Below are 21,381 nucleotides of genomic sequence, written 5' to 3' on the forward strand. Positions count from 1 at the left end.
TCTACAGTGGCTCTACAGTGGCTCTACAATGACTGAAAAGGGAATAAAAGACAGTACAAGCCACACGGGTAGATAGGGGAAAGAAAAGTGAAAAGCCCCCGAACCCCCGAAGGGGGACAAGCCTTAAAGAGAAATAGGTAAAGGCTATCAGTCTGAAAAACAAGACTTATTCGAAGATAGAGGGAAGTTAAAGTAAGCTTAAGAAAAACAAAAGACGGTATGAGTCGCACGAACAGATGAAGAATGAACGAAGAAAGAGCAATACTAAATCAAAGATAAGGCAAATCTAAGAGAGAGATAAAAAGAAGGTTATTAGTGGATTTCAACTTTTTCAAAGATTTAAAACTTTGGCAAAGTTTATACAAATGACGGTGCAAGCCGCACGGGTAGATAGGGAAAAGACGAAGAAAAATTAAGAATAAGAGGAGAATAAAGTGGAAATGAAAGAAAAAAAGAACGCATTTTGCGAATTTAATTCTCAATGGTATGTTGTTAATTGTTAATTAATCATTATCTTTGCCCCCAAAATAAGTACGTATATACGATTTGTTATAAAACAGACTCTTTAGATAAAATACATTTTTCATATATGAAATACAAACGAATTTTACTAAAACTCAGCGGGGAAGCCCTTATGGGAAGTCGCCAGTACGGCATTGACCCCGCACGTTTAAAAGAATACGCTGCCGAAATTAAGGAGGTAGTGAACCAAGGCGTGCAAGTGGCTATAGTAATTGGCGGGGGGAATATCTTCCGCGGGGTAGCTGGTGCTAGCAATGGTATGGATAGAGTGCAAGGCGACTATATGGGTATGCTGGCTACCGTTATCAACTCGCTTGCCCTACAAAGTGCCTTAGAAGACGAAGGACTTTTTAGCCGTTTGCAAACAGCTATCAAGATGGAAGCTATAGCCGAGCCTTTTATCAAACGCCGTGCAGTACGCCACTTAGAAAAAGGACGCGTAGTGATTTTTGGAGCGGGAACGGGTAATCCTTACTTTACGACCGATTCGGCAGCGGTACTTCGCGCTATCGAAATCAATGCCGATGTAATCCTTAAAGGTACTCGTGTAGATGGTATCTACAATGCCGACCCTGAAAAAGACCCTAATGCGGTGAAGTTCGACCATATCTCTTTTAATGAGTGTATTGATAAAAACCTTAAAGTGATGGATATGACGGCTTTTACCCTTAGCCAAGAAAACCATTTGCCTATCATCGTATTCGATATGAACAAAAAAGGCAACCTCGCTAAAGTAGTAGCAGGCGAAAACGTAGGAACGACAGTCAATGATTAATGGTTATATTGCGATGCTTCTTTAACAATTGAAGACTAACAACTAACAAATAATTAAAAACAATATACAATGAACGAAGAAATTAATATTATCTTAGAAACTACAAGCGAAGCGATGCAAGAGGCATTGCAACACTTAGATAAGGCTTTAGCCAATATCCGCGCTGGCAAGGCGAGTCCGCAAATGGTAAGTAGTGTAATGGTGGACTACTACGGTGCACAAACTCCCCTTAGTCAGGTAGCCAATGTATCAGCTCCCGACTCACGTACTATCTCTATTCAACCTTGGGAAAAGAAAATGATTCAGCCTATTGAGAAAGCTATCCAAATAGCTAATTTAGGCTTTAACCCAATGAACAATGGCGAAATGGTGATTATTACCGTACCACCACTTACCGAAGAACGCCGTAGAGAGCTGGTAAAACAAGCCAAAGGTGAAGGTGAAGACGCTAAAATAAGTGTGCGTAACGCCCGCCAAGACGCTAATAAAGAGATTAAAAAGGTAGAAGCTTCGGACGATGTGAAGAAAGAAGCTGAAGAACGTGTGCAAAAGCTCACCGACAAATACATCAAGAAAGTAGAAGAAGTATTAGCTGTAAAAGAAGCTGAGATCCTAAAAGTTTAGTTTAGGTAAGAGATAAGAGGTAAGAGGGTATAGGGTATAGTAATACAATAAGTAATAAGAAATGACAAACAACGAACAAGTAAAGGATTTAGTGAATCGCCTGGGTGCGTTAAGGAGGTATCTTTGACGTAGATGCTAAACGCATTGAAATAAGCAACGAAGAAGAAAAGACTTTTGCGCCTGATTTTTGGGATAATGCGAAAGAAGCTGAGAAAGTGATGCGCGAGCTTCGCACTAAAAAGAAATGGGTGGAAGACTATGAGGAAGCCGAAAATCTTACCTCGGATATAGAAGTACTACTTGACTTTTTTAAAGAAGGCGAAGCTACCGCGGAAGATGTAGACCACCAATACACCCAAGCCTTACACGCTATTGAAGCATTGGAGTTTCGCAATATGCTTTCGGACGAGGGCGATACGATGAGTGCCGTATTGCAAATTACGGCAGGGGCAGGTGGTACTGAAAGCTGTGACTGGGCATCGATGCTACTGCGTATGTACACAATGTGGTGCAATAACCAAAAATATAAGGTAAAAACACTTAACTTCCAAGAAGGTGATGTGGCAGGAGTAAAAACTGTTACCATAGAGATTGAAGGCGAATACGCTTTTGGCTACCTAAAAGGTGAAAATGGCGTACACCGATTGGTACGTATCTCACCTTTTGATAGTAATGCTAAACGCCATACTTCTTTTGCCTCGGTATACGTGTATCCTTTGGTAGATGATACTATTGAAATAGACATTAATCCCGCTGATATTACCTTTGAGACGATGCGCTCCAGTGGTGCTGGCGGGCAGAATGTAAACAAGGTAGAGACAGCTGTACGTTTGCGTCACCACCCTACGGGTATCATTATTGAGAATTCCGAGACCCGCAGTCAGCTGGATAATAAGAACAAGGCGTTGCAACTACTCAAATCGCAGTTGTATGAGATAGAGCTCAAAAAGCGTCAAGCCAAGCGCGATGAGATAGAGGCTGGAAAGATGAAGATAGAATGGGGCTCACAAATACGCAACTATGTAATGCACCCCTACAAACTTGTGAAAGACGTGCGCACCAATTACGAATCTACTGATGTAGATAGCGTAATGAACGGTGAATTAGATGAGTTTCTCAAAGCCTACCTAATGCTTATGGGTACGAGTCGTACGGGCGATTTGTAATAGTTAATGATTAATGGTTAGTGGTTAATACTTTTGGAATATGGGGGTAATGAATGATAATAAAATAGTAGTTTATCAGGTGCTTACAAGGCTTTTTGGCAATACTAATACCACTAATAAACCTTGGGGGACGATAGAAGAGAACGGTGTAGGTAAGTTTGCTGACTTTACTACAAAAGCTCTTGAAGAACTCAAAACATTAGGTGTAACACATATTTGGTTTACGGGGGTGCTACACCACGCCCTTACTACCGACTATACGGCTTATGGCATCAGCAACGACTTTCCCGCAGTGGTAAAAGGTCGTGCGGGTTCGCCTTATGCCATTAAGGATTACTACACTGTAAACCCCGACCTTGCCGATGACCCTACACAACGCTTGGAGGAATGGGAAGCTCTCATTGCCCGTACCCACCAATGCGGACTGAAAGTAATAATGGACATAGTGCCTAACCACGTGGCGCGTCGGTATGAGAGTATAGCCAAGCCTGAAGGCACACACGGTTTTGGTGAAGACGATGATACCACCGTACAATATGCAGTAAATAACAATTTCTATTACAATCCTAATGAAGCTTTTCAGTTGCCTGAGGGTATTTATGGTGAGTATCACGAGTTTCCTGCTAAATGGACTGGCAATGGGGCACGCACTTCTAAACCCGACCGCAATGACTGGTATGAAACGGTAAAACTCAACTACGGGGTACGTCCTGACGGCACTAAGGATTTTGCTGAACTACCTGCAAGCTTTGAAAATGAAGATACTGAAGCACATTACCACTTTTGGGCTGATAAAACAGTACCCGACACTTGGAGAAAATTTAAAGATATAGCCTTGTATTGGCTCGGGAAAGGAGTAGACGGCTTCCGTTATGATATGGCTGAAATGGTGCCAGTGGAGTTCTGGAGTTATCTCAATTCGGCTATTAAGCACCAAAATCCAAAGGCATTTTTATTGGCTGAAGTGTACAATCCTAATGAATATCGTCCTTATCTGCATTTAGGCAAGATGGACTATCTATACGACAAAGTGCAACTTTACGACACTTTGCGCAATATTGTGACTCACGGACACAGCACTGATGCCATTGTGGCTATACAAAGCAGTCTTGCTGATATTGCACATCGTATGTTACACTTCTTGGAGAACCACGACGAACAGCGCATAGCCTCGCCTGAGTTTGCGGGATATGCTGAAAAAGCTAAACCAGCGATGACAGTCTCTACGTTTATTAGCGAGTCGCCAGTGATGCTGTATTTTGGTCAAGAAGTAGGGGAGAAAGCAGCGGAAGTAGCAGGATTTGGTAGTCCGTCGCGCACGTCTATATTTGATTATATAGGCGTTCCTGCACACCAACGCTGGTTGAATAATAAGCACTTTGACGGCGGTCAGTTATCAGAGGCAGAACGTTCTTTACGCAATTTCTACCAGCGATTGCTCAACTTAAAAGTGAATGGGGCTTATATTGATTTGCATCAATACAATCGGCAGCATACTGAGTATTACAATGATAGGGTGTACAGTTTTGCAAGAGGCAATGAGGACGAACAGTGGGTGATTGTGAGCAACTTTAGTGAGCACGACTACTTTGGTTTTGACTTGCAGTTGCCAGCTTACTTGTTGGGTAGTTGGTTTTTAAACGATGGTACTTATACGCTTACCGATGCTCTTTACAATGAAAAACACACTACCTTACAGATTGTAAACGGCAAAGGAAGATTGCGAGTAGATATAGCGCCTTTGGAGTCTTTGATATTCAAAATTAGCAAATTAGTAGATTCGTAAATTATGAACATTCATTTTATAGTAGCTCCCAGTACGCATTTGCGTCCGTTAATGGCTGAGCTACACAAAAGACATCATATCACTACACTCCCCGAAGAGATGACGGCTACAATTGATTACGTGGTGGTAGACCCGCATCTTTCTCATACACACCCAGACTTATTACAAGCGCAACACTTAGGACTTAATATTCTATCGCCTACCTCTTTTCTATACAAATACTTTAAACACAAAACTCGTGTAGTGATTACAGGTAACAAGGGAAGAAAAGAAGTATTGGCAAAGGTGCTTCACACTATGGATTTTTGTAATCAACCAGTGAGCTACTACTTTGAAAGTCCTATCGAAGGGAAGCAAGTGCATTTTGCTGATACTGAATTTGTGCTTATAGAAGGCAATGAAGAGGGAGCTATGTTGCATCCCACAGTCGCTCTTATCAGCGATATGATAGAAGAAAATAAAGATATTTATAAACAATTTATAGAAGGAATAACCAAAGGAGGAATACTCATTTACAATGAAGAAGACCTGTTATTAAATGAGTTAGTAGGGAATAATGAGAGTCCTATTCGCAAGATGGAGTATGGTACCCCTGCGTTTGAAACTCATAATGGTGAGACTTACCTCATTACCCCCGAGGGCGAATTGCCCTTGGGTGAAACAAGTGCTGAACAATTGGGCTATATAGAAGCAGCCAAATGGGTATGCCAGAATATGGGCATAGACGAAGCCGACTTTTATGAGGCAATGGCAAGTATTTAATAAGATAATAATTAAAAATTTAGATATATGAAGTTTTATTTTTCACTCATAGTTTTAGCTTTAAGCTTTTTTACAGCTTGTAATTCGAGCAATCAAATAAGTAAAGATGAGGTATCTAACCTTATTGCTGATTATTTAGAAGAGAACCCTTTATTTGAGACAGGGAAATTTAATACCAATAAGCAGAAGTTAGACAGTACTAAAGACAAAGATTTGCTAATTACTATACAGGAATTAGCAGATGAAGGGCTTATTGATATTAATAATGAGAAAAGTAGGAAGAGATGGTTTTCAAAGGATAGCGTATATATAATCTCTCCTACTCTTACTAAAGAAGCACTCCCTTACCTTGTGAAACAGAACAAGAACAGTGCTAATGTTAAAACAATCATTTATAAATTAAATGATAAAGGAATTACTATTGAGAAGAACTCAGAAAAGGTGGTTATTTGTAATGTAGTATTAGATAAAGAGAAAACACCTTTTTATAATTTTGGTAAAGACCCGTATCCTAATACAACCTTTATTACTCAGAAGTTTAAATTGAAATACAATGAGAAAAATGGCTGGAAGATTATAAAGAAATAAACTTATGAAGAACGTAACTATACTTGGTTTGGCACAAGCATTATTAAGCCTTATATCTGGGGTTTTAATATCCAAAATGTCGTTTATAGGGAAAATAGGTATAAGTACAATGTACCGTGAGTATACCATTTTCAAAACTTGGTGGAAAACGGCTCTTTTATTATTGGTAATACAGTTAGTACTTATTGCTGTATTACAACTGTTTAGAACAAAAGTAAGCGTATTGTTTAGTAGATTATTAGCCTTTTTACTTATTGTTTTAGGGGGAATAGGAGCTTACTTTACTTATATTGACTTCACAACTACTTCACATAAAATGATGAAGTTGAGCTTTCATTTAGGGTTTTATCTGTTTTGGGTAGGGTGGTTTATCACTTGCTTTTATTATTTGTTGTTCAAGAAGAAGAAAAAAGAGGATAATATTCAGCAAGATATCTTATTTGCCGATACAGAAGCGGGAAAAGATGTTCCCTAAGACCTCATCATTGCTTACAGCTCCTGTAATAGTACCTAAATGATAGAGAGCTTCGCGGATATCGATAGCTAATAGGTCACCTGAAAGTTGTAATTGTAATCCTTGCTCTATTCTTTCAATACTTTGTAAGGTATTGTGTAGAGCTTCGTAGTGGCGGATATTAGTAATAATAGTTGCTTTACCTGTATTATTAAGACTTTGAGCATAGTGAGAGAGAAAATCTTTAAGGGCTAAAATATTGTTTCCTTCTTTAGCTGATATTCTCAGTAGTGTATCGGTATAGCCTTTCAAGGATTGTAAAATCTCATTATCAAAAGAAGTTATATTACTTTCTGTTGATAAGTCAGTTTTGTTGTGTAATAGTACAAATTTAGTTCCTTCGCGGTAATTTTCTTTTACAAAAGAGATAATCTCTTGGGCAGAACTATCTTTTACATCGAATAAGTAGAGCACAATAGAGGCTTTTTCTATCTTTTCTTTAGCTTTTTGTACACCTATAGCCTCGATTTGGTCTTGAGTATCACGAATTCCTGCGGTATCAATAAAACGAAAAGCAATGCCTCCTATATGAAGTGTTTCTTCAATAGTATCGCGGGTAGTACCTGCAATATCCGATACAATAGCGCGTTCTTCGTTCAGAAGGGCATTTAATAAAGTAGATTTGCCCGCATTAGGCTTGCCTACAATAGCCACAGGAATACCATTTTTTAGTACATTACCTACTGAAAATGATTGTAAGAGAGATAAAACAGTGGTTTTAATAGTGCTCAAAAGCGCTTTAAACTGAGTTCTATCGGCGAACTCTACATCTTCTTCCGAAAAGTCTAATTCAAGTTCTATTAATGAGGTAAAGTTTAATAATTCTTGTCGTAATCCTTCTATCTCAGAAGTAAAACCACCTCGCATTTGTTGTAATGCTACCTGATGAGAAGCCTTACTATCGGAGGCAATCAAATCGGCAACGGCTTCCGCTTGATTGAGCGCTAATTTACCATTGAGAAAAGCACGTTTGGTAAACTCCCCAGCATCGGCTAAACGAGCTCCTTTTGCCAAACACAACTTGATAACTTCTTCTACGATATAATTACTTCCGTGACACGAAAACTCAACTACGGGCTCACCTGTATAAGATTTAGTTCCTTTGAAAATAGTAGCCAAACACTCGTCGATTACTTGGTCTTTACTTTCGAGAGTTCCTAAATGAACTGTATGTGACGGAGCTTCAAGTAAAGATTTTCGGCTATAAGGTTTGAACATCGAGTCGGCAATGGCAATAGCTTCTTTTCCCGATAGGCGAATTACAGCAATAGCACCGACCCCTGAAGCAGTTGCCAAAGCTACAATCGTATCATTTATATATAACGAATTATCTCTCTTCATTCTATGTTATTGAAAATTGGTGCAAATGTAGTGATTTTTTCATTACTATCAATCTACTAATTTTCAAAAACCTCAAAGCGATTATCTTCATAAAAGAAAATAATTCGTTTAATATGCTTATTAGTGGGTAATGGTAAAGCTTTTGTCTCTATTTGCTTTTCTTTTATTGCAACAGAAGGTGGAGCAGGAGTAGGGGCTTGCATTTCTATTTCGGGAATATCACTGAAAAGGTCAGGTTGTTGCGTTTTTTTAACACTGGCAAGTTCTTTATCTTCCTTACGAGGGAAACTTCCTTTTCCTTGTGTAATCCAATACATATCTACTTCAGGAAATTTTTCGATGAGCTTTAGGATAAAATCCAAGCTCGGTTTGTTGCGTTCTGATAAGAGATGAGAAATCCCTGAACGCTGAATCTCTAAGCTATCAGCAAAGGCTGCAGCATTTAAACCGTAATAATCCATCACTTGTTGTAAGCGAATGGCAAAGTCTGATGTGTTTAACATTGTAACGTTTATTTATTTTTCTAAGAATGCACAAATGTAAATCAATATTTTGAGATATACAAGTATAAACAAGGATATTTTTTATCACATTAAAGTATTTATTTATGTTTACAATGTAAATTATTCGTTTATAGTATTATACAAAACCACTATAAGAATAATCTATAGGTATAATCATTATGAAAATGGTATTTCAGAATAGGAGGGAAAGCCTTTTTATAGAGCATAATAATCGTTGATTAGTATATTTAGTATAGTTGATAGTTTTACAATTGTAAATACTAAGTGATACAAATGTAACGCTTAAATATAAGGAAACTTTTACTTTATTACAGGTTGTACTTTAATGAATATTTATTACTTTTGCTTTTAAATATTAATATACAGATGAAAAAACAGCTTTCTGGACGTTATATCACTTATCCGATGATAGCCCCACTTTTAGATAAATACCCTTTTGAGGAGGTAATATCCTTAGGTACTTCAGTTAAAGGGACACTTATTAACTTGTACAGAGTAGGGAAAGGTCATAAAAAGATACTTATGTGGTCGCAAATGCACGGTAATGAATCAACTACTACCAAAGCGCTTTTTGATGTTTTAAACGAGCTTAAAACAGCTGATTTCTTATCGAAATTAAGTGTTTATTGCATTCCTATGCTTAATCCCGACGGTGCTGAAGTGTTTACACGTGTAAATCATAACGGCGTAGACCTTAACCGTGATGCCGATGAACTTACACAACCTGAGAGTAAGTGTTTACGGAAAGCTTATGAACTTGTACAGCCCGATTATTGCTTTAATCTGCACGACCAGCGCACTATTTTCAGTGTAGGACAGACACCTTTGCCAGCTACAGTTTCTTTCTTAGCACCTGCTTATAACGAAGAGCGCAGTATTAATGAAGTACGGCAGAAGGCAATGGAAGTGATTGTAGTAATGAATAACACTTTACAGCACCATATACCTAATCAGGTAGCGCGTTTTGACGATAGTTTTAATATCAATTGTACGGGAGATAAGTATACACAATTAGGTACGCCCACTATTCTTTTTGAAGCAGGGCACTTTTCTGATGATTACAATCGTGAACAAACGAGAGTATATATTGCTATGGCTATATTTAGAGCTCTACAATATATAGCCACTAGTAACGTTACAAATGTGAACTGTAAAGATTACTTCAGTATACCTGAAAACGATAAATGTTTTTACGATATTATTTTAAGAGACGACACTCACTGTGGTAATGATGTAGGAGTTCTTTATAAGGAAGTTTTGGAGAATGAACAAATCTCGTTTGTGCCTTATATTGCTGAGATAGGTGATTTATCTAAAAAATACGGACATAAAGAAGATGTTTTATCGAAGTTTATAAGTTCAGCCATTGATAAAGATTATATTAAAAATCACTTAGATTTATCGACATTGAAAATAGATTAATGGTGAATGGTTAATGATTAAAGGTTAATTAGATGGGGCTTATAAGAAACTTATAGGATAGATGAACAATGAGTGGGTCTACAGTGGGTCTACAGTGGGTCTACAGTGGCTCTACAGTGGCTCTACAGTGGGTCTACAGTGGGTCTACAGTGGCTCTACAGTGGCTCTACAGTGGGTCTACAACGAACAAAAGACGAACGATGAACGAAGGAACAACGAACCTAAGTAGAAGGAAAGTTGAAGCTAAGGCAGAGATAAAAAAAAGGTTATAGGTAGACTTCAACTTAAAAAGTACGTTGCAATTTGGAATATACAAAAAAACATTGTTACTTTGCGCTTTTAAAAAAAAGAACTCATAAACTTAATGTAGATGGCAAAATATAGATTAGATGAAATGGATCTTAAGATATTGGATATTCTTATAGAAGATGCACGAAAACCCTATATAGATGTTGCTAAGGCACTTGATATATCGTCGGGGACAGTGAATGTACGGATAAGAAAAATGGAAGAATTGGGGATTATAAAAAGTTCTGCCATTTCATTAGATTACGAGAGAATGGGATATACTTTTATTGCTTATGTGGGTATCTTTTTGGAGCGCAATCATCAAGCTGAGTATGTTTTGGAACAATTAGAGGCTATCCCGTTTGTAACAGAGGCACACATTACTTCAGGGAAATACAATCTGTTTTGTAAAATTAGGACAAAGGGGGTGAAACACGCTAAGGAAGTTATTTATATGATAGACGACATTCAAGGTGTGTCGCGCTCAGAGACAATGATATCGATGGAAGAGGCTTTTAACGATAAGAGTCGTTTGCTTCATAAAGCTTTCCGAGAATTGGATTTATATGATTTTTTAACTACTAAATAAGAACTTTTTAAAAGGGCTATCTGAATGAAAAATCGGGTAGCTCTTTTTGTTTATACAGAAAATTGAGTAATTTTGTTGCGCAAAAACTGAAATACTATGAATGAGAAAATACAAGCACTCATAAGCAATTACATTCGTTTCTTACAAGAAAAGCCTTCTAATCCTGATGAAGTGTACAAATGGCAGGCAATAGAACATTTTGAGCAGCATTGGGATATTAATGCCCCTGATTTTTACGAAATGTTTAAAGAGGCTTTTCGGAAAAAGGATAATTTAGTAGATTACCGTCCTTTTGGTATATTGGAAGCGTTAGGAGAAAACTATCCAACGAAATTAAAGGAATTGTTGGGTATTGTTTATGGGGCTGATGATTTCTATACCAAATTGGGAAAATGCAGGACTTTCACTGAAAATGTTATTGATGACTTAAAAGAGAAAAGCAATACAAATTTTAGTACAAAAATTGATGAGCGCACTCTTTCTTTTTTACTAACGCTGAAATTCCCTAATGAGTATACTTTTTATAAAAGGGATATTTATACTAAGTTATGTGAGTATTTAGGAGAAGTTTCTCGAAAAGAGCGCAAATACGAGCATTTTATTGAGTTGCTTACCGAAATCACGACTTATTTTAACAATCCTGAGTTAAAACAACTCACGAGCAACTTTATTCCACAAGGTTTTGATGAACCTTTGCTATTGGCTCAGGATATTGTGTACCAGAATATGACAATTTCTTCAGAAAAAGCATTTAGAAACGTATTGGATAAGATTCCTAAGCATTGGGCTTCTGTTTTCTTTTACAAATTAGGAAATATTATAGAGGATTTAGCATTAGAAGATACCGAAAATCAAGTGTTCAGTGTTAGATTAGATGAAAAATCACTTCGTTATCACATAGGGAAGAGGATTTGTTTAAGTGTAAGTCCCAAAGAATTTCTTTTTATTACAGGAAGGGAAGTAGATATCCCAAAACTGAGAAGGGAAGAGTTTGAAAGACCTAACAATGCTTTTCTTTATTATCAGGGAACCCCACAACATATTGAAACATATTACTCTGATATCAAAAATGCTGTCAAAGAAGAGATAGCACTTGATAAGGAAACTTATCCTAAAAGTTATGATAATAGCTATTTCAGGGAATATGTTTTTGAAAAGAAATACAAAGTAGAATTTGAAACCATAGAAAGTAATATGACAAATCAAGCGATTAAGCCTACGATTATTGACCTACTACATTACAAACACCAAATCATCTTACAAGGTCCTCCAGGTACAGGTAAAACCCGTGAAGCTAAGCGTATTGCCAAACAGCTATTAGGTTTGAATGACAATGATAGCTTAGAGGGTAATGAGCAGTTTAAACTGATTCAGTTTCACCCCAGTTACTCTTACGAAGATTTTGTAAGGGGTATTGTTGCCAAGCCTAATGAAGAGGGAGACGGGATTGTCTATACAGCTGAAAATAAAGTGTTAGCCAAGTTTGCAGAGGAAGCTTTAAAAGCATTCCAAGAACCTATTAAATGGGAAAATTTTAGAGATTTTCTTGAAAAAGAAAAGAAAGAAGGGCGAGAAGTTTATTTTGATGAAGGGAAAGAACTTAAATATAATTTTATACAAAATAACGAATTGCGATATTTAAGTCGAGGTAATCATAATTTAGCAGGTATTCCTATTGAAGAATTTTGTCAAAGAAATTTAAATGATAAATTCGATAGTTTTTATAAAAACTATCACAAATGGGGCTGGAAGTTTATAACTGACTATTTCATAAAATGGGCTAATGATTTCAAAAGGAAGAAATCTTATTTTCTTGTAATTGATGAAATCAACCGTGCGAACCTTTCAACAGTATTGGGGGAACTCATCTATGCCTTGGAATATCGCGGGGAATCCGTGGAGAGTATGTATGCTATCGATGATGACAATAGTTTCACACTACCGCCTAATCTCTACATCATCGGTACAATGAATACGGCTGACCGCTCGGTAGGGCATATAGATTATGCCATTCGTCGGCGCTTTGCTTTTGTGAATGTGTTGCCTAAGGAGTTAGAAGGGAATTTTGATAAAAACTTGTTTAAAGCAGTAAGTAAGCTCTTTATTGAGAACTATGATGAATATATTAACAATACAGATACTGAATTAAAACGTGCCAAAACCTTATCACCTGAATTTAAACCAGAAGATGTGTGGCTTGGACAGTCGTATTTTATTCAGAAAAAATATAGCGATGGAAAAGATGTGCCTATGTCTATTCGTTGGGAATACGAAATCAAGCCCATTCTATTGGAATACATAAAAGATGGGATACTCATAGATAATATAAAGATTGAAGAACAAATGCAAGAAATTAAAACATTGGTCTATGAAAATAACCCTTCTTGAACATCAACCCTATAACATCAAAAAAGAAGAGGGAAGCATTTACTTTGAAGCAATACCTAAGATTTGTCCGTATGTATTGAAGAAAGATAAATGGGGAAATCCTATATATCCTTTTGAAATTAGTCGAACAAATGAGGAAGAAGTGTGTTTGCAGGCAGGCTATTACGTGGGAGCTTTGTGGTTGGTAAAACATCACAAATTCGTATATATAGAGCCTAAAATGAATAAAAAACAGATTGTTGAAGGCTTACCTACCCAAGAGGAAGAATGGGCAGAAATCGACTACCTAAAAATGCTTCTCAGCATTACAGCGCTCGACCCCAAACATACACAAAATCTTATCAAAATCTATTGGGACGAACCGCTAATTGCCATCGAACAGCAAAAAGACACGCTCACGCCTTTCCTAATGGTACAATTCCTATTGCTACTGAAGCGTATTGTGCGCAAAGGACTTAAAAAATCGTACTACACGGTGGAGGAGAATCTTAATAACCGCATCAAAGGCAAGATACAGTTAGGTAAACACCTCAAACAAAATGTTTTTAAGAACAAACTCACAGCTCACGTATGTAGGTATCAAGAGTTTGGAATGGATAGCCTCGAAAATCGCTTTTTGAAGAAAGTTTTGCAGTTTATCATCAGCTTTAAGAATACACACTCTAATTACTTTGCAGGCAATGACGAGTCTATTCGAGAACTTATTACGTATTGTAGTCCGCATTTTGAGTTGATTTCAGAAGAACTTGACGTAGAAAACCTTAAAAAACTCACTACCAATCCTTTTTTTAAAGAATATGAGGAAGCTATTCGCATCGGAAAGCAGATTTTGAAGCGTTTTTCGTATAATATCACTGAAACAACCCAACAAAAAGTGGCTATTCCGCCTTTTTGGATAGATATGCCCAAACTTTTTGAGTTATATGTATACAAAAAACTACAAGAACAGTTCGGCAGTAGGGGAGAGGTACACTATCATTTTACGGGTGATTACACTGAGTTAGATTTCTTGCTCAACACTCCAGAATACAAAATGGTGATTGATGCCAAATACAAAACTGTTTATGAAGATAGTAGAGTGATAGACGACATTCGTCAGGTGAGTGGCTATGCGCGTTTAGAAGCAGTCTACAATGAGTTTAAAATAGAAGAAAATAAATTGATAGATTGTCTTATCGTCTATCCCTCATTCGAACAAAATACCAATTTAAACATCGCAAATAAAAAGGAGATATATCAGTACAGAAATATCTATAAATTAAGTGTTTCTGTTCCATTAATCATTAACAATTAATCATTTATCATTAAAAAAATATGTCACAATTCTACAATAGTATCGCTGAGAAATACGATGCTATCTTTCCGCTATCGCCTGTACATAAAGTCTTTTTCGCTGCCGAAGTGCACGGAAAGACAGTTCTTGATGTAGGAGCGGGTACGGGCAACCTTACCGCCTATCTGCGCGCACAGGGCTATGATGTTACGGCTATCGACCTCAGTAAGGCACTTATTGTTCAGGCTACTGCCAAGGGTATTGAAGTGCAAGAGCTTAATATGCTTGCTATCGATACTTTACCTATGTTCGATACCATTATCAACATTGGGAACACACTTCCACATTTGAATAATAAAGACGAAGTGCAAACTTTTCTTAAAAAAGCTTATAACCAACTCACGCAAGGAGGCAAACTTATCTTGCAAATGGTAAACTTTGAGAAGTATTTTGCCCAGAAAGAAGGTAATTTTCTCGGTAACCTGCCTCTAATAGAGAACGAAAAAGTAAAGTTTGAGCGTTCTTATCACTTAAACCACGAAGGGAAGATAGTTTTTGAGACAGTTTTGGACGAAACTATCGCTAATGAAGAGCTTTTACAGCCTATTTTTTCCCAAGAACTCACCCAATGGCTCTCTCAAATAGGTTTTAAAGACCTTAAACTATACGGTAACTTCAAAAAAGAACCTTTTAATCCTGAAACTTCAATGGCGCTTATTGTAATAGCTCAGAAGTAACTTCTCTATACAATTGCTATTATTTTCATATCTCACAAATATTCCGTACTTTTGCACTTTAAAACAATACATTATGGCACGATTAGGAATGCTTTACGCCATTACTGATGAAGCGTTAGAACAATTAAAAGCGCAAAATATAGACAAGATGTACGATTATATGCTTGAAGAAATAGAAGAAGAACTGTTTAATACTCCTGAAGGCTTTGAGATTAACAAAGCGTGGGAAGGAGTCCAGTTTTGTCTTGGGAAAGGCACGTGGAATGAAGAAAACAAAGTACCTTACAATGTTGTTTTCGGTGGGGAACTGATTTTAGACCACAATGACTATGTTATTTCGCTCAAAAAGCCCGAAGTTATCAAAGATATTGTGGCTTATCTGGAAACCAATAACCTACAAGAGACCATTAAGAACAATTTTGATAAAATCCCCAAAGAGGAATATACTCTCCCAAAAGATGAGGATAATCTTACATTTCTTTTAGACTGGAGCGAAGGACTTTTAGAGTTCTATAAAAACGCTTTAGACAAAGAGCTCAATGTTATCTTTACCGTAGATATTTAATAAAACGTTAAAACATTATTTTATGGAAACAATAACTTTTCAAACAAATGTAAAAGCAATAGATTTTCCTATTATAGAGGAAATATTGAAAAAGTTTAAAGCCACAGACATTAGAATCATCAAAGAAGAAAAAAAAGATGATACAGAAATGGCGGAGAAAGAGTTCTTTGCAAAAATAGACCGCTCTATGAAAAGCAAAAGAACTAAAGTTACTATAGAAGAACTTAGAGCTAAATATTTGTAATAATGGAAGAATTAGAAACGTATTCTTTGGAAGAAACAGAGGTTTTTTCTGAAGATATGGCAAAGCATATAAGTTCAGGACAGAAAAAAATTGTTGAGAGAATACTTAACCTTATCGAAGAAATAAAGCAACACCCGACAACAGGAAAGGGAGAACGCCTTATATATTCTCGGCGTATCAATGACAAGCATAGGCTTGTTTATGAAATCTTTGAAGAAAAAAAGTTAGTGGTCTTAGCGACTGCTTATGGTCATTACAAAAACAAATAGTCATTTATCATTAAACATTAATCATTAACAATGTTATCAGTATCCAATTTATCCGTACAATTCGGCAAGCGCGTCCTCTTCGATGAGGTAAACGTAACCTTTACACAAGGCAACTGCTACGGCATCATCGGTGCCAATGGAGCAGGCAAATCTACCTTCCTCAAAATCCTTTCTGGTAAGCAAGAACCTACTTCGGGGCGAGTTATCCTCGAACCGGGCAAGCGTATGTCGGTGCTCGAACAAGACCACTACGCTTATGACGATTACACTGTGCTCGACACGGTGATTATGGGCAACAAAGTCCTCTCCAAAGTCAAAAAAGAGATGGACGACCTCTATGCCGACTATTCCGATGAGCACGCCGAACGCATTGGTGAGCTACAAATACAGTTTGATGAAATGAACGGATGGAATGCCGAGAGTGATGCCGCTGCACTGCTTTCCAATTTAGGCATTACCGAAGATATGCACTACACTATGATGTCCGAAATGGACGGCAAGCTCAAGGTGCGGGTACTTTTGGCACAAGCCCTCTTTGGCAACCCCGATGTACTCATAATGGACGAGCCTACGAACGACCTCGACTTCGAGACTATCAGCTGGTTGGAGAACTTTTTGGCAAACTATGACAATACGGTGATTGTAGTCTCTCACGACCGACACTTCCTCGATGCTGTTTGTACCCATATCTCCGATATAGACTTCGGAAAAATCAATCATTATTCTGGTAACTATACTTTCTGGTACGAAAGTAGTCAGTTGGCAGCCCGTCAGCGTGCGCAACAGAACAAAAAAGCGGAAGAGAAAGCCAAAGAATTGCAGGAATTTATTGCGCGCTTTAGTGCCAACGTGGCAAAATCAAAGCAGGCAACCTCTCGTAAGAAGATGTTGGAAAAACTCAATATCGAGGAAATCAAACCGTCCTCTCGTCGTTACCCTGCCATCATTTTCGAACGTGACCGCGAGGCTGGCGACCAAATCCTACACGTGGAAAACCTCGCCGCGTCTATCGACGGACAGGTATTGTTTAAGAATGTAGACATCAATCTAGCCAAAGACGACAAAGTAGCGGTGATTTCTAAGGATTCGCGCGCCACCACTGCCTTTTATGAGATTCTCAACGGCAATCTCAAGCCCGATGCGGGTACTTTTGCGTGGGGTATCACCACCTCGCAGTCTTACCTGCCCGTGGATAACTCCGATTTCTTCACTCAAGACCTTTCCTTGGTGGATTGGTTGCGCCAATGGGCAAAAACAGAGGAAGAGCGCGAGGAAGTATACGTGCGCGGGTTCTTGGGCAAGATGCTTTTCAGTGGTGAGGAAGCCCTCAAAAACTGCAAAGTGCTCTCAGGAGGCGAGAAAGTGCGCTGTATGCTCAGCCGTATGATGATGTTGCGCGCCAATGTGCTTATGCTCAACGAACCTACCAACCATTTGGATTTGGAGAGCATCACCGCCTTCAACAACTCGCTGAAAAACTTCAAAGGCACCGTGCTTTTCACCACCCACGACCACGAATTTTCACAAACTGTCGCCAATCGTATCATCGAGCTCACCCCTAGTGGCATTATCGACCGCTATATGACCTTTGATGAATATATGGACGACAAAAATATTCAAGAATTAAGGGAGAAAATGTATAAACAATGATTAACGGTTAATGATTAATGGTTAATCACAACACTTTGGCAAAGGTATTTGCATAAAAAGGTGATAAAAATGAACTTTGCCAGAGTGTTTTTGATAGGAAATTATAATTTAATACAAATTTTTACTTTACAAATTAACTAAAAAAGAATAAACAATCATTAAACAATCTGATTTACAAAAAAAATATCAAGAATGTAGACAAAATATGTCTAATTATTTTCTTGAATATTATTTTAAAGAAAAAATTTCTCAGATAGAAAAAGAGGGAAGATTTAAAATGTTTAACAATCCTACACTTATGAATAAGTGGGGAGAAGCAGACTCTAATTACTTTGAAAAAAGTAGGGATATTGTCTCTAAGGGATATATATATAATGAAAGTGAAGAAGAGAAAAGAAGAAAAAAGGAAATAGAGCACATAAATTTATATTGTGGATATAGTGATACTGTTATCAATAATTGGCTTAGCGATAATAGTGCCTTTTGTTTTGATAAAAGTATAAAAGATAGCCTAGATAATATAATTAATAGTTCTATAATTAAAGATGATATAATTGTTGTTAGAAGAATTTATCAAGCATTAAAAGTAAAAGATAAAAAAGTAGGAGATGTATTAGTAGATAAAGCTTTTCTAAGTACTTCTTTAAATATAAACTATAGACTGAATTATCAAAGTGAAGAAGAAAAATTCAATAATGAAGCACTTTGTATTATAAAAGTTCCTAAAGGTACAAATGGAGTGTATATACAAAATGCTTTAGAAAAAGGAAAAAGAAGAGATGAATATGAAATCCTTTTCAATAGAGAAACACAATTAGAAATTGAATACAAGAAAAGGATTTTCAATAATTATTTGTTGGTTTTAAAAATGATTAGAAACTAGTATATTATGAATGTAGAAGAACTAATTTTAAAAGGAGAGAATTTAAAAGAAAGTATATATTACGTTCCTTCTCCTGAAGGAACAATAAGACTTTTTTCTGAATACAAGAGCCGAAATAATGTTGAATATCAAAATTGGATTTCATCAGTTAAAAGATTTATTAGAAATAAAGATGAAAATGAGTTTAATGAAATAAAAAATACTTTTAAAAAAATACACCCAGAAAATCACACAGAAATACTTGCTACACTAAGGGCTATTAAAGAAATTCCTAATGAACCTAAAAAGGAAGTTATAAAGCAAGAAAAAGGTATTCACATTAATATCACAAATCAAAATCAAGAAACAAATATAAATATTAATCTAATAATTAAAGCATTCCAAGATGAGTTGAATGGTAAGCAACAAAATGAAATACAATCTATTATAGATGATAAGGAACTTGAACCAGAGAAAAAGAAATCTAAAATAATTGAGACTTTAAAGAAGTTTGGCAGTGATGTAGCTTCTAATATATTAGCTAATATATTGACTAATCCAAGCTTTTTTGGCTTTTAATGTTTATTTTAAAAGTAGGAAGAATGTAATTTTAACCCCGTAGAACAAAAAATAAAGTCCGTAGAATACAAATTTAACTTGGTAGAATCCAAAATCAACCCCGTAGAACGCAATATTAACTCGGTAGAAACCAAAATCAAGTCTGTAGGACACAATATAAAGTCCGTAGGGCGCAATATAAACTAGAAATTTACTAAAATTATTTGTTTAACCATTAAAAAAGTTTAGAAAATGGCAACAAGATTTATTTCATTCGAAAAATTCAAGAATTATTCCTTCATTTTTGAGAATATTTCCAAGAATGATGTCCTAAAAAAGGAATTAGCTGAGTACGGCTATGGCGAAAAAGAAATCGCACAAGGCAAAGCCCTATACGATACCGCCGCCAAGATGTACGAAACCAATAAGCGTGAGACCTCCGAGGAAGCTCTCGCCTATAACGAGTTCTCCAAAAAGCTCGAAGCCTTTAAAAACATTTACGCTACCGACCGCAAAAAGGCTAAAATTATCTACAAAGAGGAGCCTAAAATCCTTACCGCCCTCCACATCAAGGGTATGACGCCTTTGCGTACCAATAAGCTCCTTGAAGACATCGAGGCGTTCTACAAAGAGCTCAAAGCCAAACCCGATTTGCTCACCCCACTCAACAAACTTAAAATTACTGCTGAGCATATCGAAACCCAGCTCACCACCCTCGCCGATGTGAAGCAAGCCGAAGCCGCTTACATCCTCGAAAAAGGCGAAAGTCAGCAGGCTACTAAGGACAAAGACGCCGCTTTTGCCACCTTCGAGAAGTGGGTACGCGAGTTTTACGCCATCGCTAAAATCGCTTTGGAAGACAAACCCCAACTTTTAGAGAGTATCGGCAAGTTTGTAAGGAGTTAGAAGAGAATTCATTAAGAACTATTTAAATACAAAAAAAATGACAAAGAATATTACTATTTGGGTCTTTAGCGTATTGTTTTTACTGATTACTTGCGCGGGTATCAAAGATTTTTATCAAACAATGACCTACGATGAAGTTTATATTGGTAGTCATTTTGGGGCAGGAGGTCTGATTTATTTCAAAGATTATCCTTTATTATTAGCTGTTCTATTTGGTATTACGGTATTCTTACCTCCTATAAGTGTTGTTACGGTGCTATTTTTTCGCAAGAAGGTAGCTACTTCTATGATGATGTATGTGCTTATAGCAATGGTATTTTTATACGTTTATACCTTTTGCTTTCGCAATCGTTGGCAATTATTAGGAGAACAAACCTCTATATTTGATATAGTAATCTTAGGGCTCTATCTTTTATACTACTTATACCTTTTGTTGCTAAAGAGGAAACATATCATTAAGTAATACAAATTTACACTTGGGATCACACTTTGGAAGACAAACCCCAACTTTTAGAGAGTATCGGCAAGTTTGTAAGAAGTTAAAGAGAATTTATTAAAAACAAATTAAATACAAAGAAAATGAAAATCATAGGAATTAGTGTACGCACTACCAATCAGAACGGACAAGCGATGCAAGACATCGGGAACCTTTGGCAACGCTTTTTTAGCGAGCAAATTTTGGAAAAAATACCTAATAAGGTAAGCGATGCTATTTATAGCATCTACACCGATTACCAAAAGGACTATACCGAGCCTTACACTTGTATAATAGGAGTGGAAGTAACCTCGCTCAGCACGATTCCCGACGGTTTAGAAGGTAGGGAATTTCCTGAGCAAATCTTTCAAAAGTTTGTAGCCAAAGGCGCAATGCCTCAGGCAGTAGGGGCGATGTGGCAACATATCTGGGACAACGACGCCACGCTCAATCGCACTTATATATATGACTATGAGCGCTACACCGAGAAGTCTCAGCAAGGTGATAACTCCGAAGTAGATATTTTTATAGGCGTAAAAGAGAACAAATAGCG

At 37.0% G+C, this 21,381-nt stretch carries 23 protein-coding genes; 21 read left to right on the forward strand and 2 right to left on the reverse strand.

The genetic code is table 11. The features are described from left to right. The first annotated feature begins 589 nt into the window (after positions 1-589). The 7 genes from pyrH (at position 590) to HMPREF9072_RS05795 (ending at position 6,698) form a co-directional block, all read left to right on the forward strand. Positions 590-1,297, forward strand: coding sequence for a UMP kinase (pyrH, locus tag HMPREF9072_RS05765; RefSeq protein WP_002671891.1), 708 nt, complete (start codon positions 590-592; stop codon positions 1,295-1,297). Between the two features lie 69 nt (positions 1,298-1,366). Continuing rightward, positions 1,367-1,921 (forward strand): ribosome recycling factor, encoded by a 555-nt coding sequence (gene frr / locus HMPREF9072_RS05770; RefSeq protein ID WP_009750469.1) that lies wholly within the window; start codon positions 1,367-1,369, stop codon positions 1,919-1,921. A 61-nt stretch (positions 1,922-1,982) separates the two neighbouring features. Continuing rightward, a protein-coding gene (prfB, locus tag HMPREF9072_RS05775; protein WP_015782918.1) for a peptide chain release factor 2 occupies positions 1,983-3,087 on the forward strand; the annotation gives its coding sequence in 2 pieces (ribosomal slippage) (positions 1,983-2,042 and positions 2,044-3,087; 1,104 coding nt in all). 40 nt (positions 3,088-3,127) lie between these two features. Beyond that, a complete protein-coding gene (locus tag HMPREF9072_RS05780) occupies positions 3,128-4,873 on the forward strand; it encodes an alpha-amylase family glycosyl hydrolase (RefSeq protein WP_009750470.1) in 1,746 nt (581 codons plus the stop codon). Between the two features lie 3 nt (positions 4,874-4,876). Beyond that, positions 4,877-5,635: a hypothetical protein gene (locus HMPREF9072_RS05785; protein WP_034566227.1), complete on the forward strand. Its 759-nt coding sequence runs from the start codon at positions 4,877-4,879 to the stop codon at positions 5,633-5,635. A gap of 27 nt (positions 5,636-5,662) precedes the next feature. After that, the gene (locus HMPREF9072_RS05790; RefSeq protein ID WP_009750472.1) at positions 5,663-6,223 is read left to right on the forward strand and encodes a hypothetical protein; all 561 of its coding nucleotides are present in this window, start codon (positions 5,663-5,665) and stop codon (positions 6,221-6,223) included. A 4-nt stretch (positions 6,224-6,227) separates the two neighbouring features. Beyond that, positions 6,228-6,698 (forward strand): hypothetical protein, encoded by a 471-nt coding sequence (locus HMPREF9072_RS05795; protein ID WP_009750473.1) that lies wholly within the window; start codon positions 6,228-6,230, stop codon positions 6,696-6,698. Here HMPREF9072_RS05795 and mnmE read toward each other — a convergent pair. After that, positions 6,660-8,078 carry a tRNA uridine-5-carboxymethylaminomethyl(34) synthesis GTPase MnmE gene (gene mnmE / locus HMPREF9072_RS05800; RefSeq protein ID WP_009750474.1) on the reverse strand — a complete coding sequence of 473 codons (1,419 nt, stop codon included), beginning with the start codon at positions 8,076-8,078 and terminating at the stop codon, positions 6,660-6,662. The genes HMPREF9072_RS05795 and mnmE overlap by 39 nt on opposite strands. A gap of 56 nt (positions 8,079-8,134) precedes the next feature. After that, entirely contained in the window at positions 8,135-8,581 is a 447-nt protein-coding gene (locus HMPREF9072_RS05805; RefSeq protein ID WP_009750475.1) for a helix-turn-helix transcriptional regulator, read from the reverse strand. Positions 8,582-8,968: 387 nt separating this feature from the next. On the opposite strand from HMPREF9072_RS05805, the gene HMPREF9072_RS05810 reads away from it, so the two are divergent. The 14 genes from HMPREF9072_RS05810 (at position 8,969) to HMPREF9072_RS05880 (ending at position 21,379) form a co-directional block, all read left to right on the forward strand. Continuing rightward, positions 8,969-10,024 (forward strand): M14 metallopeptidase family protein, encoded by a 1,056-nt coding sequence (locus HMPREF9072_RS05810; RefSeq protein WP_009750476.1) that lies wholly within the window; start codon positions 8,969-8,971, stop codon positions 10,022-10,024. Positions 10,025-10,394: 370 nt separating this feature from the next. Next, positions 10,395-10,901: an Lrp/AsnC family transcriptional regulator gene (locus HMPREF9072_RS05820; protein WP_009420604.1), complete on the forward strand. Its 507-nt coding sequence runs from the start codon at positions 10,395-10,397 to the stop codon at positions 10,899-10,901. Positions 10,902-10,997: 96 nt separating this feature from the next. After that, positions 10,998-13,289, forward strand: a complete 2,292-nt coding sequence (locus HMPREF9072_RS05825; RefSeq protein WP_009750478.1) for an McrB family protein — start codon at positions 10,998-11,000, stop codon at positions 13,287-13,289. Further along, positions 13,270-14,583, forward strand: coding sequence for a hypothetical protein (locus HMPREF9072_RS05830; RefSeq protein WP_009750479.1), 1,314 nt, complete (start codon positions 13,270-13,272; stop codon positions 14,581-14,583). Before HMPREF9072_RS05825 ends, HMPREF9072_RS05830 begins: the two co-directional genes overlap by 20 nt. A 20-nt stretch (positions 14,584-14,603) precedes the next feature. After that, complete coding sequence (locus HMPREF9072_RS05835) at positions 14,604-15,299, forward strand: bifunctional 2-polyprenyl-6-hydroxyphenol methylase/3-demethylubiquinol 3-O-methyltransferase UbiG (protein WP_009750480.1); 696 nt, start codon at positions 14,604-14,606, stop codon at positions 15,297-15,299. 73 nt (positions 15,300-15,372) lie between these two features. Further along, the gene (locus tag HMPREF9072_RS05840) at positions 15,373-15,864 is read left to right on the forward strand and encodes a YfbM family protein (protein ID WP_009750481.1); all 492 of its coding nucleotides are present in this window, start codon (positions 15,373-15,375) and stop codon (positions 15,862-15,864) included. A gap of 22 nt (positions 15,865-15,886) precedes the next feature. Next, a complete protein-coding gene (locus tag HMPREF9072_RS05845) occupies positions 15,887-16,108 on the forward strand; it encodes a hypothetical protein (protein ID WP_009750482.1) in 222 nt (73 codons plus the stop codon). Positions 16,109-16,110: 2 nt separating this feature from the next. Next, positions 16,111-16,377 carry a type II toxin-antitoxin system YoeB family toxin gene (locus HMPREF9072_RS05850; RefSeq protein ID WP_009750483.1) on the forward strand — a complete coding sequence of 89 codons (267 nt, stop codon included), beginning with the start codon at positions 16,111-16,113 and terminating at the stop codon, positions 16,375-16,377. 30 nt (positions 16,378-16,407) lie between these two features. Next, positions 16,408-18,027, forward strand: coding sequence for an ABC-F family ATP-binding cassette domain-containing protein (locus HMPREF9072_RS05855; RefSeq protein WP_009750484.1), 1,620 nt, complete (start codon positions 16,408-16,410; stop codon positions 18,025-18,027). Between the two features lie 205 nt (positions 18,028-18,232). After that, a complete protein-coding gene (locus tag HMPREF9072_RS05860; RefSeq protein WP_009750485.1) occupies positions 18,233-18,910 on the forward strand; it encodes an ADP-ribosyltransferase in 678 nt (225 codons plus the stop codon). A gap of 6 nt (positions 18,911-18,916) precedes the next feature. Next, the gene (locus HMPREF9072_RS05865) at positions 18,917-19,468 is read left to right on the forward strand and encodes a hypothetical protein (protein ID WP_009750486.1); all 552 of its coding nucleotides are present in this window, start codon (positions 18,917-18,919) and stop codon (positions 19,466-19,468) included. Positions 19,469-19,699: 231 nt separating this feature from the next. Next, positions 19,700-20,353 (forward strand): hypothetical protein, encoded by a 654-nt coding sequence (locus HMPREF9072_RS05870; protein ID WP_009750487.1) that lies wholly within the window; start codon positions 19,700-19,702, stop codon positions 20,351-20,353. A gap of 37 nt (positions 20,354-20,390) precedes the next feature. Continuing rightward, entirely contained in the window at positions 20,391-20,816 is a 426-nt protein-coding gene (locus tag HMPREF9072_RS05875; RefSeq protein ID WP_009750488.1) for a hypothetical protein, read from the forward strand. 116 nt (positions 20,817-20,932) lie between these two features. Continuing rightward, positions 20,933-21,379, forward strand: a complete 447-nt coding sequence (locus HMPREF9072_RS05880; protein WP_009750489.1) for a GyrI-like domain-containing protein — start codon at positions 20,933-20,935, stop codon at positions 21,377-21,379. Positions 21,380-21,381 lie beyond the last annotated feature (2 nt).

It is taken from the genome of Capnocytophaga sp. oral taxon 324 str. F0483, from assembly GCF_000318315.2.
Lineage (GTDB): Bacteria > Bacteroidota > Bacteroidia > Flavobacteriales > Flavobacteriaceae > Capnocytophaga > Capnocytophaga ochracea.

Excerpts from the sequence above, each read along its gene's own strand:
- HMPREF9072_RS05810 (WP_009750476.1), top strand. The coding sequence starts at position 8,969 with ATGAAAAAACAGCTTTCTGGACGTTATATCACTTATCCGATGATAGCC.
- HMPREF9072_RS05820 (WP_009420604.1), top strand. The coding sequence starts at position 10,395 with ATGGCAAAATATAGATTAGATGAAATGGATCTTAAGATATTGGATATT.
- HMPREF9072_RS05855 (WP_009750484.1), top strand. The coding sequence starts at position 16,408 with ATGTTATCAGTATCCAATTTATCCGTACAATTCGGCAAGCGCGTCCTC.
- HMPREF9072_RS05805 (WP_009750475.1), bottom strand. The coding sequence starts at position 8,581 with ATGTTAAACACATCAGACTTTGCCATTCGCTTACAACAAGTGATGGAT.
- HMPREF9072_RS05860 (WP_009750485.1), top strand. The coding sequence starts at position 18,233 with ATGTCTAATTATTTTCTTGAATATTATTTTAAAGAAAAAATTTCTCAG.
- pyrH (WP_002671891.1), top strand. The coding sequence starts at position 590 with ATGAAATACAAACGAATTTTACTAAAACTCAGCGGGGAAGCCCTTATG.
- HMPREF9072_RS05835 (WP_009750480.1), top strand. The coding sequence starts at position 14,604 with ATGTCACAATTCTACAATAGTATCGCTGAGAAATACGATGCTATCTTT.
- HMPREF9072_RS05795 (WP_009750473.1), top strand. The coding sequence starts at position 6,228 with ATGAAGAACGTAACTATACTTGGTTTGGCACAAGCATTATTAAGCCTT.
- HMPREF9072_RS05865 (WP_009750486.1), top strand. The coding sequence starts at position 18,917 with ATGAATGTAGAAGAACTAATTTTAAAAGGAGAGAATTTAAAAGAAAGT.
- HMPREF9072_RS05825 (WP_009750478.1), top strand. The coding sequence starts at position 10,998 with ATGAATGAGAAAATACAAGCACTCATAAGCAATTACATTCGTTTCTTA.
- HMPREF9072_RS05785 (WP_034566227.1), top strand. The coding sequence starts at position 4,877 with ATGAACATTCATTTTATAGTAGCTCCCAGTACGCATTTGCGTCCGTTA.
- HMPREF9072_RS05790 (WP_009750472.1), top strand. The coding sequence starts at position 5,663 with ATGAAGTTTTATTTTTCACTCATAGTTTTAGCTTTAAGCTTTTTTACA.
- HMPREF9072_RS05880 (WP_009750489.1), top strand. The coding sequence starts at position 20,933 with ATGAAAATCATAGGAATTAGTGTACGCACTACCAATCAGAACGGACAA.
- HMPREF9072_RS05845 (WP_009750482.1), top strand. The coding sequence starts at position 15,887 with ATGGAAACAATAACTTTTCAAACAAATGTAAAAGCAATAGATTTTCCT.
- frr (WP_009750469.1), top strand. The coding sequence starts at position 1,367 with ATGAACGAAGAAATTAATATTATCTTAGAAACTACAAGCGAAGCGATG.
- HMPREF9072_RS05840 (WP_009750481.1), top strand. The coding sequence starts at position 15,373 with ATGGCACGATTAGGAATGCTTTACGCCATTACTGATGAAGCGTTAGAA.
- HMPREF9072_RS05780 (WP_009750470.1), top strand. The coding sequence starts at position 3,128 with ATGGGGGTAATGAATGATAATAAAATAGTAGTTTATCAGGTGCTTACA.
- HMPREF9072_RS05870 (WP_009750487.1), top strand. The coding sequence starts at position 19,700 with ATGGCAACAAGATTTATTTCATTCGAAAAATTCAAGAATTATTCCTTC.
- HMPREF9072_RS05850 (WP_009750483.1), top strand. The coding sequence starts at position 16,111 with ATGGAAGAATTAGAAACGTATTCTTTGGAAGAAACAGAGGTTTTTTCT.
- mnmE (WP_009750474.1), bottom strand. The coding sequence starts at position 8,078 with ATGAAGAGAGATAATTCGTTATATATAAATGATACGATTGTAGCTTTG.
- HMPREF9072_RS05875 (WP_009750488.1), top strand. The coding sequence starts at position 20,391 with ATGACAAAGAATATTACTATTTGGGTCTTTAGCGTATTGTTTTTACTG.
- HMPREF9072_RS05830 (WP_009750479.1), top strand. The coding sequence starts at position 13,270 with ATGAAAATAACCCTTCTTGAACATCAACCCTATAACATCAAAAAAGAA.